At 36.6% G+C, this 13,952-nt stretch carries 10 protein-coding genes and 1 tRNA gene; 4 read left to right on the plus strand and 7 right to left on the minus strand.

Annotated elements, in window-relative coordinates:
- Positions 1–36: 36 nt before the first annotated feature.
- Together ICJ85_RS11360 and ICJ85_RS11365 are read right to left on the minus strand one after the other, a co-directional pair.
- Positions 37–567: a hypothetical protein gene (locus ICJ85_RS11360; protein ID WP_188223913.1), complete on the minus strand. Its 531-nt coding sequence runs from the start codon at positions 565–567 to the stop codon at positions 37–39.
- 98 nt (positions 568–665) lie between these two features.
- The gene (locus ICJ85_RS11365) at positions 666–2,894 is read right to left on the minus strand and encodes a M1 family metallopeptidase (protein ID WP_188223914.1); all 2,229 of its coding nucleotides are present in this window, start codon (positions 2,892–2,894) and stop codon (positions 666–668) included.
- 253 nt (positions 2,895–3,147) lie between these two features.
- Between ICJ85_RS11365 and ICJ85_RS11370 the strand changes: the two genes are divergently transcribed.
- Both ICJ85_RS11370 and ICJ85_RS11375 read left to right on the plus strand, forming a co-directional pair.
- Positions 3,148–3,672: an inorganic diphosphatase gene (locus tag ICJ85_RS11370; protein WP_188223915.1), complete on the plus strand. Its 525-nt coding sequence runs from the start codon at positions 3,148–3,150 to the stop codon at positions 3,670–3,672.
- Between the two features lie 132 nt (positions 3,673–3,804).
- Positions 3,805–6,180 carry a sodium-translocating pyrophosphatase gene (locus ICJ85_RS11375; protein ID WP_188223916.1) on the plus strand — a complete coding sequence of 792 codons (2,376 nt, stop codon included), beginning with the start codon at positions 3,805–3,807 and terminating at the stop codon, positions 6,178–6,180.
- Positions 6,181–6,246: 66 nt separating this feature from the next.
- Here ICJ85_RS11375 and ICJ85_RS11380 read toward each other — a convergent pair whose 3' ends face one another.
- The 4 genes from ICJ85_RS11380 to ICJ85_RS11395 all read right to left on the minus strand — a co-directional run bounded on the left by ICJ85_RS11380 (position 6,247) and on the right by ICJ85_RS11395 (position 11,205).
- Positions 6,247–8,775 (minus strand): S9 family peptidase, encoded by a 2,529-nt coding sequence (locus ICJ85_RS11380; RefSeq protein ID WP_188223917.1) that lies wholly within the window; start codon positions 8,773–8,775, stop codon positions 6,247–6,249.
- Positions 8,776–8,914: 139 nt separating this feature from the next.
- Positions 8,915–9,778, minus strand: a complete 864-nt coding sequence (locus ICJ85_RS11385; protein ID WP_188223918.1) for a phosphatase PAP2 family protein — start codon at positions 9,776–9,778, stop codon at positions 8,915–8,917.
- Between the two features lie 19 nt (positions 9,779–9,797).
- Positions 9,798–10,412 carry a deoxynucleoside kinase gene (locus ICJ85_RS11390; protein ID WP_188223919.1) on the minus strand — a complete coding sequence of 205 codons (615 nt, stop codon included), beginning with the start codon at positions 10,410–10,412 and terminating at the stop codon, positions 9,798–9,800.
- Positions 10,413–10,416: 4 nt separating this feature from the next.
- Positions 10,417–11,205: a hypothetical protein gene (locus ICJ85_RS11395; protein WP_188223920.1), complete on the minus strand. Its 789-nt coding sequence runs from the start codon at positions 11,203–11,205 to the stop codon at positions 10,417–10,419.
- A 232-nt stretch (positions 11,206–11,437) separates the two neighbouring features.
- Here ICJ85_RS11395 and ICJ85_RS11400 point away from each other — a divergent pair, with 232 nt between their 5' ends.
- Together ICJ85_RS11400 and ICJ85_RS11405 are read left to right on the plus strand one after the other, a co-directional pair.
- Complete coding sequence (locus ICJ85_RS11400; protein ID WP_241739537.1) at positions 11,438–12,259, plus strand: GLPGLI family protein; 822 nt, start codon at positions 11,438–11,440, stop codon at positions 12,257–12,259.
- A 137-nt stretch (positions 12,260–12,396) separates the two neighbouring features.
- Positions 12,397–12,478 (plus strand) — tRNA-Tyr (locus ICJ85_RS11405).
- A gap of 37 nt (positions 12,479–12,515) precedes the next feature.
- On the opposite strand, the gene ICJ85_RS11410 is transcribed toward ICJ85_RS11405, so the two are convergent.
- Positions 12,516–13,895 carry an alpha/beta hydrolase family protein gene (locus ICJ85_RS11410; RefSeq protein WP_188223922.1) on the minus strand — a complete coding sequence of 460 codons (1,380 nt, stop codon included), beginning with the start codon at positions 13,893–13,895 and terminating at the stop codon, positions 12,516–12,518.
- Between the last annotated feature and the right edge of the window lie 57 nt (positions 13,896–13,952).

Consider the following 13,952-nt stretch of genomic DNA (forward strand, 5'->3'; position numbering starts at 1 on the left):
AAGGACTTGGTCTTTTGGGGTTTTTGATTAAAACTATTATTGGTTTGTTAAATAGTATTCTACATTTATGATTTCCATTGTACTTGCACTTCCATAAATTAATGATTCTTCTTTGTCAAAAGTGAGTGTGCAGTAAGAATTAGCATCAATGCTATAGCAATGATTTGTTGCATTAGAAGCATAGTAGTTGCCAGAAGTGTATTCAACATTATCAGATTTAATGGCTAATACAGCAATACCTTCCACAGGAAAATTATTTAGGTTATTAAGTTTGATTTCAAACTGAAGTCTAGAGGTGTCATTGCCAGTATCAGGGGTGTAATTGAAACTAATAATCTCATAGGTGAAGTTTTCTAATATTGGCGCATTAACTTCAATAGGTTCTGGGTCAGGAGTGTCACAAGGAACTTCCATGGTTGTTTCGTAATAATAAGATTGATTATTTACAAAATAAACATTATTTACGGTTATAGTTTTGGTACAATCATCATCTTTGGAATTGTCACAACTATAGGTGAGAATTAAGTAAGTGCATGCGAGAAGATATTTAATAGTTTTTATTAGCATGTTCAATAAAATTTAAGGCTTATCATTAATAAATGAGGTTTAAAAGAAAACCCCAAATAATTTTATTATTTGGGGTTAAAATTATAAATTATTACTGTTTATTTTTGAGTTTTCTTCTCTTTAAAACTATCAAAATCCGATTGAGTTTCTGCCTTAGGGAAACTGTTATTGCTCATATCGGTATCTGCAAATTCAAAATTAGGATCTAAATTTACCGTACTTACTTCTTTGTCTTTTAAGAAGGTTTTAGTCACTTCATATTCATTAAGCCTCCAGATGTCAGCGGGTAATTTGTCAATCTCGGTACTGCCGTCCGTATACACCCATTCAATAGTTACAGGCATCACTAAACCACCTACATTTTTTATGGTAACCTCGTAAATGTTTTTATTGCGTAACTGTTTGCGCATTTCGGTTTCATCCAGTCTGGATAAAAATCCGCCGTAAGCATTGTCTGGTGTGTCGGTCATGGTAATTACTTCTGGTCCGTTTGAAAAATCTTTTGGGTTTTCAGCAGGACTTTCGCCTTCAATTTTAACCGCTTTCTTTTTTTGTTGATCTTCAATGTTTAGGTTTTCTTCGTAAACTTTATACCATTTTACATTGCTTAATTCCATGTCAACATGGTCAACGGTGAAAAACCAGCCTCTAAAAAACCAGTCTAAATCGGTAGCTGTTGCATCTTCAAGCGTTCTGAATAAATCACCCGGATTTGGGTGTTTGTATTTCCATCGGTTAGCATATTCTTTAAACGCCTGGTCGAACAATTCTTTTCCGATAATAGATTCGCGAAGCATTTGTAATCCAACAGTAGGCTTTATATAAAAGTTACTCCCGAATTGAGAGAATAATTCGTTATCTGAAGTGGTCATGATTGGGCGCAGTATATTTTTATCGCCACTCATAAACGGAACAATGCTTTTAGGAGTAGTATGACTAAATTGTGGATAGCGCTCTTCAATAGTACGTTGGTGAATAAAGGTATTTAATCCTTCGTCCATCCACATCCATTTGCGCTCGTCTGAGCTAACAATCATCGGGAACCAGTTGTGTCCCACTTCGTGGACAATGGTGCCAATCATACCTTTTTTAGCACCGTCGCTCATTTTTCCATTTTTAGGGCGACCACCATTAAAGCTAATCATTGGGAACTCCATGCCAATATTAGAAGTGTTCACTGAAATGGCTACAGGGTAAGGGTAATCAAAGGTAGCTTCAGAATACACTTCAAGCGCATTTTTTATTGCTTTTGTTGATTCTTCTTCCCAAACCGGAAGCCCTTCTTCTGGGAAGTAAGACATCGCCATCACGGTGTTGGTTGGTAATTTTACTGCCTGAGCATCCCAGATGAATTTTCTTGACGATGCAAAAGCAAAATCTCTGACGTTTTCAGCATGGAATTTCCAGGTTTTGGTTTTTGAACTTTTATTTCTTTTGTTCGCTGTCGCTTCTTCCTGGGTAATAATTAAGACAGGTTTGTCGAATGATTTTTTAGCTTGGTCTAAACGTTGTCTTTGGGTTTTTGTTAAAACACTTTCGCTGTTTTGTAGCTCGCCAGTTGCTGCAACAATATGGTCTTCAGGAACTGTAATTTCTACATCGTAGTCGCCAAATTCTAAAGCAAACTCACCCAGACGTCTAAACTGTTGGTTTTGCCAGCCTTCGGTATCGTTATAAACAGCCATTCTAGGAAACCAGTGTGCAATTAAATAAATGGTGTTGTCATCCTCAGGGAAATATTCGTAGCCCTCACGACTCAACAAAAACATGCTTCGGTCTGTAATCGGGTAAGACCATCCTAAAGAAAAAGTTAGGCTTTCACCCGATTTCAAAGGTGTGTTAAGCATAACTTTCATCATGGTGTTATTCACCAAAGCTTTAAGTGTGTTGCCAGAAGTATCTTTAATGTATTTAATGGAATAACCTGCAGGAAACTCTATAGGCCTTGTGAGAAATTGCATTTGTCGGCTATTCATACCATCGGAAACACCGCCTCGGACATCTCCAAAATCCGGGTTTTCTTTTTTGTTAACGTTTTGCTCCAGTTGAAGCCAAAGGTAAGTTAAGTCGTCTGGAGAATTATTGTGGTAGGTAATGGTTTCTTCTCCAGTTAAGATGTTCGTTTTTTCATCAATTTTAGCCTTGATTTTATAATCTGCTCGCTGTTGCCAGTATTCTCTTCCTGGGGCACCACTAGCTGTTCGGTAGGAGTTTGGCGGGGCAATCATATTATCGATTGGCTCGAATTTGCCTTGCCATGGTTGTGTCTGTGCTTGTGCAGAAAAAATAGCACAAACAGGCAATAGTAATAAGTAATGTAAACGCATAAATATTTAAAGTTAGTCACAAATGAATGACAAGATAATAAATAGTTTGAGTTGTCATGTTAAAAACACTCAGCTTTTGCATTATACTTGAGCTAGGTGAGGTTTTCCCGTAAAATAAAGGAGGTAAAATTAAGTTTGGAATTTAAAGAAAATAAGTTCAAACGTTTAACCTTAAATTATCGTTATAAATACTAACCTTTTGTTGTTAAATGCATAAGTGTTCAGTACATTTGCACGACCAAATACAAATATAATGAGTAACGAACAAGTAACATTTGATGTTTTAATAGAAATCCCTAAGGGAAGTAGAAATAAATACGAATACGATTTTACATTACACAAAATCCGTTTTGATCGCATGTTGTTTTCATCGATGATGTATCCAGGCGATTACGGGTTTATTCCTGAGACTTTGGCGTTAGATCAGGACCCTTTAGATGTTTTAGTATTAGGACATCAGCCAACATATCCTATGGTTGTTATGGAAGTAAGGCCTATTGGAGTTTTCTACATGACCGATGAAAAAGGTCCGGATGAGAAAGTTATTTGTGTTCCTGTATCAGATCCAATTTGGAGTAAAAAGATGGATATTAGTGATTTAAATCCTCACCGTTTAAAAGAAATCGAGCATTTCTTTCAGGTTTATAAAGACTTAGAGAAGAAAAAAGTTGATACTGGTGGTTGGGGTAATGCAGACGATGCTGTTAGAATTTATCAGGAGTGTGTGAAGCGTTACGAAGAAAGCGATCACAAGAAAAAAAGAACCTTTACAATCTAAATTATTAGATTAATAATATAACGTAAAAATAAATGAGCCATCTTTAACAAAAGGTGGCTTTTTTTATCACTTATATTTTCCTACTTTTAGCAGAATAAAAAAAATATATTAACATAAAACCAACAAACTAATATGGAATTAATAGTGAGCTTTTTACCGCTTTTCGGAGTTTTGGCATTAGCGTTTGTATTTATTAAAAGTGCCTGGGTCTCCAAGCAGGATCAGGGTAGTGAAAAAATGATTAAAATAGCCAAGAATATAGCCGATGGGGCTATGTCTTTCCTTAAAGCTGAATATAAAATTTTATCAATATTTGTCGTCGCAGTAGCCATTTTACTTTACTTTAAAGGTAGTGCAGAAGCCGGTTCAAACGGTATGGTTGCGGTTTCATTTATTGTAGGCGCTATTTGTTCTGCTTTGGCAGGTTTTATAGGAATGAAAGTAGCCACCAAAGCCAATGTAAGAACTACCAGTGCAGCCAGAACGTCTTTAGGTAAGGCGCTTGAAGTTGCTTTTGCTGGTGGAGCCGTTATGGGGCTTGGTGTTGTAGGGCTTGGTGTACTTGGATTAAGTGGCCTTTTTATGATTTATAGTGAAATGGGCTGGGGAATTAGTGAGGTACTTAACGTACTTTCTGGATTTTCTCTTGGTGCCTCTTCTATAGCGTTATTTGCTCGTGTAGGTGGAGGTATTTATACCAAAGCAGCCGATGTAGGTGCTGATTTGGTAGGAAAAGTAGAAGCAGGAATCCCTGAAGATCACCCGTTAAATCCAGCAACAATTGCAGATAATGTAGGTGATAACGTAGGTGATGTAGCCGGAATGGGAGCCGATTTATTTGAATCGTATGTGGGGTCCATAATCGGAACCATGGTATTAGGTGCTTTTATTATTACACCTGATTTTAATGGATTGGGAGCGGTTTATCTTCCGTTAGTTTTAGCTGCCGTAGGTATTGTTATGTCTATTATAGGTACCTTCTTTGTAAAAGTTAAAGACGGCGGAAATCCACAAACAGCCTTAAATATAGGAGAATTTGGTTCTGCCGGATTAATGGTTGTAGCATCGTATTTTATTATTAATGCGTTAATCCCTGAAGGCGCTGAAGGGTTGCCAAATGGAGCAACTGGAGTTTTTATAGCTGTAATCGCCGGGTTAATTGCTGGTTTAGCGGTTGGAAAAGTAACCGAATACTATACAGGTACAGGAAAGAAGCCCGTAAATTCTATAGTAAAACAATCTGAAACAGGTTCTGCAACTAATATTATTGCTGGTTTAGGTATCGGAATGATGTCTACAGCGATTCCAATTATTTTAATAGCAGCAGCAATTTTAGTGTCTCATTATTTTGCAGGATTATATGGTATTGCGATTGCAGCAGTAGGGATGTTAGCGAATACAGGAATTCAGTTGGCAGTTGATGCTTACGGACCTATTTCTGATAATGCTGGTGGTATTGCCGAAATGGCCGAATTGCCAAGCGAAGTTCGTGAGCGTACCGATAAATTAGATGCTGTAGGAAACACTACTGCAGCTATTGGTAAGGGATTTGCTATCGCTTCAGCAGCCTTAACAGCTTTAGCTTTATTCGCAGCCTTTATGAAAACGGCGAATGTAATGGCTATTGATGTGTCTCAACCGGATATTATGGCCGGGTTATTAGTAGGAGGTATGTTGCCATTTGTGTTTTCAGCGTTGTCTATGAATGCCGTGGGGCGCGCTGCCATGGCTATGATTGAAGAGGTACGTCGTCAGTTTAGAGATATCCCTCAGTTGAAGGCGGCTTTAGAAGTGATGCGTAAATACGATTCAGATATGAGCAAGGCCTCTGAAGCTGATAGAAAAATATTTGATGAAGCCGATGGTGTAGCAGAATACGAAAAATGTGTTGCGATTTCAACGCAGGCCTCAATTAGAGAAATGGTTTTACCTGGGCTTTTAGCTATTGCAGTGCCTGTAGCTATTGGTTTTATTGGTGGAGCAGAAATGTTAGGCGGTTTATTAGCGGGGGTAACAACTTGTGGTGTGCTTATGGCGATTTTCCAGTCTAATGCTGGTGGTGCTTGGGATAACGCTAAAAAGACGATAGAGGAGCAAGGAAGAAAAGGTACAGAAGCGCATAAAGCTGCCGTTGTTGGTGATACGGTTGGAGATCCGTTTAAGGATACGTCAGGGCCTTCGTTAAACATATTATTGAAATTAATGTCGGTTGTAGCGTTAGTTATTGCACCTAGTATAGCCTTATCAGTAGAAGGAGAAACAGCTTATGCTACGAATCAGGTTGAGATTGCTAAAGAAGTAAAAGTAAACATGACTAAAAATGATGATGGCACCGTACAAGCTGTGGTAACCACAGTAACAACTCAAAACGGAGAAACATCAACTTCATATGATACTTTTGAGGGAACTGAGGATGAGGTTAAAGCAAATGTGGAAGCTTTAGGAGATAAGTCAGGTGATCACATTGTTGTAAAAAATGTAGTAAAAGAAGTAGAGGTTGAAGATTAAATTTCAACTTATAATAAATAAAAAAGCCGCATATGTAATGCGGCTTTTTTATTGCTTTAAATCTGTTTAATATTTTTTTGGTACATCGATATTCATTTCTTTAATATCGGTATCGGTTACTTCAACACCTAAAAGATATTTACTGAAATAATCCGCTTTCAACCAGAAGAAGTATTCATACATATGGCCAAAACCATGACGCTGTCCTGGCATAACCATAAAATCGAAACGTTTGTTAGCTTTTATTAACGCATCAGCCACACGGATTGTAGATGCAGGGTGTACGTTGTTGTCAATATCACCAGTAACTAACATTAGTTTTCCTTTTAAGTTTCTTACCAACGATTGGTTTTTATCAATGTTGTATTTATATGAAATTTTATCGTTAGCTCCAATCACTTCCTTAATACCATGATGTGTTTCACTCCACCAACTGTTATAGATAGTATTATCGTGGTTTCCGGCAGAAGAAACTGCAACTTTAAAGAAGTCTGGGTATACTAACATGGCAGCAGTAGACATGAATCCACCACCTGAGTGACCGTAAATTCCAACTTTGTCAATATCTATATAATTGTATTTATCAGCGAGTTGCTCGGCAACATATTTTTTGTCTTCTAAACCGTAATCTCTAAGATTTCCGTAGCCATAGGTGTGATACCATTTAGAACGCGCCGGGTGACCACCACGGTTACCAACAGTTACCACAATAAATCCAACTTGTGCCATACGATCGGTATTGTGCATGCTTACGGAGAACGATTTGTTTACAGCTTCAGTTTGCGGACCAGGATAAACGTATTCTAAAATCGGGTATTTTTTAGTCTCATCGAAATCGTAAGGCTTGTACATAACACCATACAAATCGGTAATGCCATCAGCTGCTTTCAATTTAAATGGTTCAGGGAATTTGTAACCTGCGGCCATAAGTTGTGATAAGTCGGCTTCTTCTAATTCTAAAATTACCGATCCGTTACTGTTTCTAAGTTCTGATTTTGGTGTGGTGTTAACTCTTGAATAATTATTAATAAAATAAAGATTAGAGTCCGATAAATCGATACTGTTATTGTAATCCCCTTCATTTAAACATTTAAAACCGCTTCCGTTAAGGTTTACCTTATATAAATGCTCGTAATATGGGTCTTCATCTTTATTTACGCCTGTAGCGACAAAATAAACGGTACGTGTTTTTTCATCGATACCTTTAAAATCATCAACATGGAATTCTCCTGAAGTTACCTGGTTTTTAAATTTTCCGTTAGCGTCATACAGGTAGAAATGTCCCCAGCCATCGCGTTCAGACCAGTGTAAAATCTCAGTTTCGTTATTTAATAATACGATGTTTTTCTTGTCTACATAAGTGTTAAAGTGATCTTCAATTATGGTTTTTACTTCCCCTGTATTGATATCGGCAACTTGAATATCTAAGCGTTTTCGGTCGCGACTTACTGTACTGAAATAGACCTTATCTTTTTCAGATAGTAACAAACGAGGTTTGTGCTCGCTTTTGTCGGTCTTTTTGTATTGATGTGAATAAATACCAATAGTTTGTTGAACTGTGCTATCTAATTGAACTGTAGTGACATCTTTTGAAGGCATATCAAAAATTAAGATGCTGGTTTTGTAAAATTCCGGCTCGCCTGCCATGTGGTATTTGTAAGTTTCAAGTTCTGGACGTCCTTTTGCAACCGAGTTGATTACCCATAAATCTTTAATGTGTCTTGAATCTCTTCTTGCAAATACGAATTTTTTAGAGTCGTGAGACCAGTAACCACGAATAGCTTCTCGTTTGGTAGTGTCTGCAGGTTTCGTAGGGTTGCTTTCTTCCTTGTCGCTGCCACCGTATCCAAAATAGCGTTCGCCGTCGGTTGTCCATTGGTTTTCGACAATGGTCGTGTCTTTTTCGTTTTCAACAACTTTAAGGAAGTTTTCTTTATCCATCCAATACAGGTTGTGGTTTTTAGAGAATAAAACCACGGTACTGTCCGGCGATACGTTTGCCCATTTTTTCCAAGGTTCTTTTTTCTCTTTTTCGTTTTCTAAAATGGTTAAACCATCAGACCCCAATTTGTATTCAAGAAAATATTTTTTCTTTTCCATTTTAGGAGCTTTCTTTTTCTCCTTTTTGGTTTTGGTAGAATCGGTTTGTGTAGAATCTGTTTCTTTTTTGTCTTTTTCTTCAACAACTTCAACTTCTTCATTCGATGTTAATTTGAAACGGATAGCGGTGTCGTTATCAACAAATTCAAAATTGAATTTAGGAAGGTGCTTGGCATCGTAAGGGTCTTTAGTTATCTCGGTTAACCACTTTGCCATTTTTGCATTATCGAACAGTTTCTTTTTAGTTCTTTTATCGGCATCTACAATGTAATAGTTAGAGCCTTCGGAAGTTTTGTACTGGTACCAAAAACGATTCCCACTTTCCAGCCAGTGTGGTTGCACAGTTGTAGAGTGTACCATTTTGGCAAGATTTCTAGGAGAAAATTTGGTGGCTAATTTGTAATTGGGAGTTGGTGTTAGGTTTTCCTGTTGTTCCTGGGAAAAGGAAATGTTAGCGAGTATGGCTAACAGAAAAAATAAGGTAATTTTTTTCATGGTTTAAGATCGACAGATTTTTTATAAAGCCACGAAAATATATATTCAATCCGCTTAAAAGTGGTAATTAAATGTTAAAAACCTTATAAATAGTGTTATAATTTATCTGAAATGCTAAGTTAAATTGAAAATTTTCATTTTAAAACGTTCCCACGACTCCTAAAGTCCCATAACCGGCTTTAAATTGCCAGCTAATTTTGTCGTTTTGATTTGCATAGGAATAAGCTGATTTTTTCTTCATGAAGTTATCTACACCATCAACAGTTGCAATAGCAATAGCGTAGCCAAGCCCTACATCACTAAGCCAATGAGCTCCGGCCCATAATCGGGATATAGGCGCAATAGAACCAACGGCATAAATACCGGCTTTTACCCATATATTATCAAATTGTTTGGCAATGGCGTGAGCCATAGAAACCGATAAAATAGTATGCCCAGAAGGAAAAGAATGGTATCCAGGTTCTTTAGAAAACATATCGAAATCATTTCTGTCACCATCGGTCGGGCGTGCACGTCCCACAATATTTTTGGATAGCGTTTGAATAATGCCTGAAGTCACTGCCGAACCAATAATTAATACGCCTGTTTCTCGTACTTTTTCGTTATCGGTTAAAAGACCAAATCCATAAATACCTGCCGAGACCATAAAGAAGTTTTGAGGGCTACCAAAGTACCAGCCAAATTCTTTTAATACTTGAGGTGCATTTTCATTTTGTTCAAGAAAATAGGTGTGAGCATCATGATCTGCTGCATAAAGTAAGCCTGTGCCAGCAACAATTCCGGCTGCAGTTAAAAAGTCTTTCTTTTGCCAACGTAAAGGTTGTGTGAAACCGTTGCCTACACTTTTAAGAACAAAGCCACCGTCGTATTTAAGGTTTCGCCATATGTGACCTTTTTCTTTTGTATTTATTGAGTCTTTCTGTGCTTGAGTAGTTGTAATTGTACTGAAAATAAAAACAACTAAAAGAGCTAAAGTTTTTGCTGCCGACATTATATTAATCATAATTAAGGGCGCAAAAATACTAAAATAAGCCGTTTATTTCAGCGTCAATCGTGTTAATAACATAGCCCAAATCTTCAGGGTTGGAAACGAAATCTAATTTATCAACATCTATAATTAATAATTTACCTTTATTGTATCCATGTATCCAGGCTTCATAACGTTCGTTAAGTCGGCTTAGATAATCAATACTTATCGAGTTTTCGTATTCACGACCGCGCTTTTGAATCTGTGATACTAAATTAGGAATTGAACTGCGTAAATAAATTAAAATATCAGGTCCTTGAACTAGAGATTCCATGAGTTCGAAAAGGGAGCGGTAATTTTCAAAATCGCGATTGGTCATCAAGCCCATCGCATGTAAGTTAGGAGCAAAAATATGAGCGTCTTCATAAATGGTTCGATCTTGAATGATATCTTTTCCGCTTTCGCGAATTTGTAAAATCTGACGAAAACGGCTATTTAAAAAGTAGACCTGAAGGTTAAAACTCCAACGTTCCATCTGGTTGTAAAAATCGTCTAAGTACGGATTATCTACAACATCTTCCAGCTGTGCTTCCCAATGATAATGTTTTGCGAGTAATTTTGTGAGTGTGGTTTTTCCTGCGCCAATATTTCCGGCAATAGCAATATGCATAGCGTTAGATGGTTTTTATTTGGTATTCATGTAGGGTTTCGTTATCGTAAATATACAAGGTTTCGTTGGTTACGAAAAACGCATTTATCATTAAATTTGGCAATTTAATAGGGATAAAATTATCAGATTCGTTTTTTAAATAAAAGAGTTTATTGCCTTTTTTTAGGAATAGATTTTCATTGCTTTGCTCGAAGGAGGTGTAGCCTTTATTCTTCACTTTTTTAACTAAACTACCAAAGTAATTATAGATATACAGAAACTTTTCGGTAAGTACCCAACAGGTGTTGTAATTACTTTTAATATCTAATACATTACTCTGTATAGGCATCGATTTAGCCCGTGTGGTTTTCGTTTTGTAGTCGAAAAGCTCTAATTGTTGGTTGTTTTGGTTGAATACCCAAATGGTGTTGTCATAACCCGTAGAAACATGGGTCACGTATTTTTGTTCTTCTAAAGCATTAAAATCGATTTTGGAGATTTCTGCCATGCGGTTGTCTAAAATAATAACCGTGTTGAAGTCTTTATAAAACAGATTGATTTTTAACGGGTTGAAGGTGTTTACTGAAGTAATGTCGCCTAGTTGGAAGTTGTTGTAACCAACATCAATGCCTTTCGAGTTTTTTTCCTTTTTAAATAAAACATTATCGAAAATATAAAACGTAGCATCAAAACTTGAGACGCTCACAAATCTATCAGCTTCCAGATGTGTATCTTTAATAAACGAAGTCTCAACAAATTCCTGAGAATATATTGAGAGTGATAAAAAGGCAATTAGATATATTAAATTTTTCATGTAGAAATCAAAAATACAAAAATCGACCAATGTTTTTAACAATCAGATGGTTTTTGGTAGGATTATTTGGTTGTATTTTAAGATTATATTGCATTTCCGTCATTAAGTTTTTAGTTATAATTTAACATAGTGCAATTAAACTTAATCCTATTTTTGATATCTAAGAAGAAATAAACTCAACTTTAATTAAGGTCTATTGTTAACTTTTCAAATAAAATATCAACTTATGAAAATGAAACATTTAAAAATTCTGACTTTCGCTTCGGTGTTACTTGCTTCAGTAATATCCTGGGGACAAAAGGATGTTCAAGGTATTGCATATTATAGTTCTTCCCGTGAAATAGATGCGTCTGCATTTGGAGAAAATGAAGATCCTGAGCGCATTAAACGACGCATTGAACGGATGAAAGAAATCTTCGATAATACTTTTATTTTAACCTTTAATCAGGTAGAATCATTTTATAAGGAAGTTGAAAAAGAATCGTCGGGAGGTGGCAACCGCTGGCGAGGTATGATGAATAGTTTTACACCAGGACCACAATATAAGAATGTTAAAGATGGTAAGTTGGTTCAGGATCAGGAGTTTTTTGGTAAACAGTTTTTAATAAAAGATGATTTACCTAAACATAACTGGGTTATGGGTAGTGAAACAAAAAAGATAGGGGATTACATGTGTTTTAAGGCGACTGCCAAGCGTGATATTCCAAATGTAGGACCAGGAAGTTTTAGAAGGTCGCCAGAGCAAGGAGAAGAAGGAGAAGAGGCTCCGGCTACCAGAGAAGTAGAAATTGAAGCGTGGTATTCTTTGCAAATACCGGTAAATCAAGGACCAGAAGATTACTGGGGATTACCTGGATTGATATTAGAAATTACGGTTGATAATAAAACATTATACTGTTCTAAGATAGTCATGAATCCTGAGGAAAAAGTTGAGATTGAAATTCCTTCTGATGGTAAGGAAATCACTAAGGCAGATTACGAAGCGCTTGTTAAGAAAAAAACAGACGAAATGCGTATGCAATTTAGATCGCGCGAGGGTCAACGTAGATTTTAATTAATAAATATTTAGATTTTTTGAAAAAAAATAATTTTTAAATCCTTGTGAATTATGAGGTTGAATATTTTTTTTGAAAAAGCATGAAATTTGTGTTGTGTAGTTTAATAAACTAATATATATTTGCACCCGGTTTTGGGAAGATACTCAAGCGGCCAACGAGGGCAGACTGTAAATCTGCTGACTATGTCTTCGCAGGTTCGAATCCTGCTCTTCCCACAAAACTGAAAAGCCTGCATTAGCAGGCTTTTTTATTTTATATACTTCTGTTATTTTTGGATTTCAGTGTCGGGGGATTTAAGTAGTGTTTAAAAAATGTATATAACGTTTCTAAATCCTTTTCTCTTTGTGGCACCGCATGACCCTTTCCGTAATCGGTAAGGGTCTGGTTTGGTACACCAAGTTTATCTAGTTTTGTTTTTAGGTGTTGTATTTGGTCTTGGTAGTAGGCATCATCAGAAGTATTATAGAAGAACAAAACTGGAGCTGTTTCCGAAGTTTCAACTAAATATTCCGAGCCCATAATTTTCCATACATCATAATTATCTTCTAAATCTCCCCAAGCCCAAGGGCAGCGCAGTTCTAAATTGCCATCACCATCATCAAGGGTGTTGTAGATTTGCGTATAATCGAATACACCAGGGCCAAGCGCAGCGACTTGCACATCGTCTGAAATATCTCTGTTAAAACCTGCATTTTCAAATAAAGGAACCGATTTGTCGCCTATTGCCATAGAACCGGCCGTAGAGCCACGTGAGAAGCCATAAATTCCAATGTTTTTAGAAAGTCCTAATTCATGAGTTAATTTACGTAATGTACGAATAGCCGATTTTACTTTTTGTGCTGTATCCGGGTTGGTTTCATAAGATTTATAAGTATCGTTTGGCCCGTTTTTAGGTTTGCCACTTCCCCAGGAGCAGTATTTGGGATGATCGGCGATTGCCCAGGCCATACCGTGTGCTGGTGTTCCTTCCAAAAATGAATCGTTAAAGCCTGCAAATGTATAAGGTAAAAACGTTCTGAAGTTTTTGTGGTTTTCGGTTAATGTGTTTTTTTCTTTATCAAACGTTGCATAGCTGTTGCTATATGAAAAGGATAAAATAGTCGGCACTGGTTTTGAAGGGTTGGCCGGGTAGATGATGTCCATATTCAGCATATCGCCTTCGGTGTATTGGTCAGGTCGGTTATAAACCGTTGGGTCGTCTTTAAAATAAGGAATGTTTCGTTTTATGCGGTAGCCTTCAAATAAAATATAAGATTGAATTATGGAGCAATCGGTAAATCCACAAAAATCACCTTTTGATAAAGCATTGTTGATAGCTATAATGTCTTTATTGATTTTTGAACCAACGGCTTCTGGACTTTTCTTGTAATTTAATTCAATAACACGATACCCTTCATTAAGTAACCATTTTACATTTTCGGAATTGGTGTAACCTCCAAGCTTTTCAAACCCTAAGTTTTCAAGATAAACAACGGTTAAATAATGGCCGTTAGCATCCTTTACGGGTGATTTAGATTCATGTGTTTTATAGGTAATCTCTCGTTGCGCGGTATCGCTTAACCATGTTTTTTTTGTGGCGCACGACGTTAAAGTGATTATTGAAATAAGTAGGAGGGTTAATTTTTGTAGCATGATTAAAATTGAAGGAATAAAAAACTCCGTAAGTTTAAAGTTACGGAGTTTTTTAAT

Source organism: Aestuariibaculum marinum, from assembly GCF_014596975.1.
GTDB lineage: Bacteria > Bacteroidota > Bacteroidia > Flavobacteriales > Flavobacteriaceae > Aestuariibaculum > Aestuariibaculum marinum.

What these genes read in the sequence shown, in the direction of transcription:
- ICJ85_RS11410 (WP_188223922.1), bottom strand. Translation starts at nt 13,895, where the DNA reads ATGCTACAAAAATTAACCCTCCTACTTATTTCAATAATCACTTTAACG.
- ICJ85_RS11400 (WP_241739537.1), top strand. Translation starts at nt 11,438, where the DNA reads ATGAAACATTTAAAAATTCTGACTTTCGCTTCGGTGTTACTTGCTTCA.
- ICJ85_RS11360 (WP_188223913.1), bottom strand. Translation starts at nt 567, where the DNA reads ATGCTAATAAAAACTATTAAATATCTTCTCGCATGCACTTACTTAATT.
- ICJ85_RS11365 (WP_188223914.1), bottom strand. Translation starts at nt 2,894, where the DNA reads ATGCGTTTACATTACTTATTACTATTGCCTGTTTGTGCTATTTTTTCT.
- ICJ85_RS11375 (WP_188223916.1), top strand. Translation starts at nt 3,805, where the DNA reads ATGGAATTAATAGTGAGCTTTTTACCGCTTTTCGGAGTTTTGGCATTA.
- ICJ85_RS11390 (WP_188223919.1), bottom strand. Translation starts at nt 10,412, where the DNA reads ATGCATATTGCTATTGCCGGAAATATTGGCGCAGGAAAAACCACACTC.
- ICJ85_RS11395 (WP_188223920.1), bottom strand. Translation starts at nt 11,205, where the DNA reads ATGAAAAATTTAATATATCTAATTGCCTTTTTATCACTCTCAATATAT.
- ICJ85_RS11370 (WP_188223915.1), top strand. Translation starts at nt 3,148, where the DNA reads ATGAGTAACGAACAAGTAACATTTGATGTTTTAATAGAAATCCCTAAG.
- ICJ85_RS11385 (WP_188223918.1), bottom strand. Translation starts at nt 9,778, where the DNA reads ATGATTAATATAATGTCGGCAGCAAAAACTTTAGCTCTTTTAGTTGTT.
- ICJ85_RS11380 (WP_188223917.1), bottom strand. Translation starts at nt 8,775, where the DNA reads ATGAAAAAAATTACCTTATTTTTTCTGTTAGCCATACTCGCTAACATT.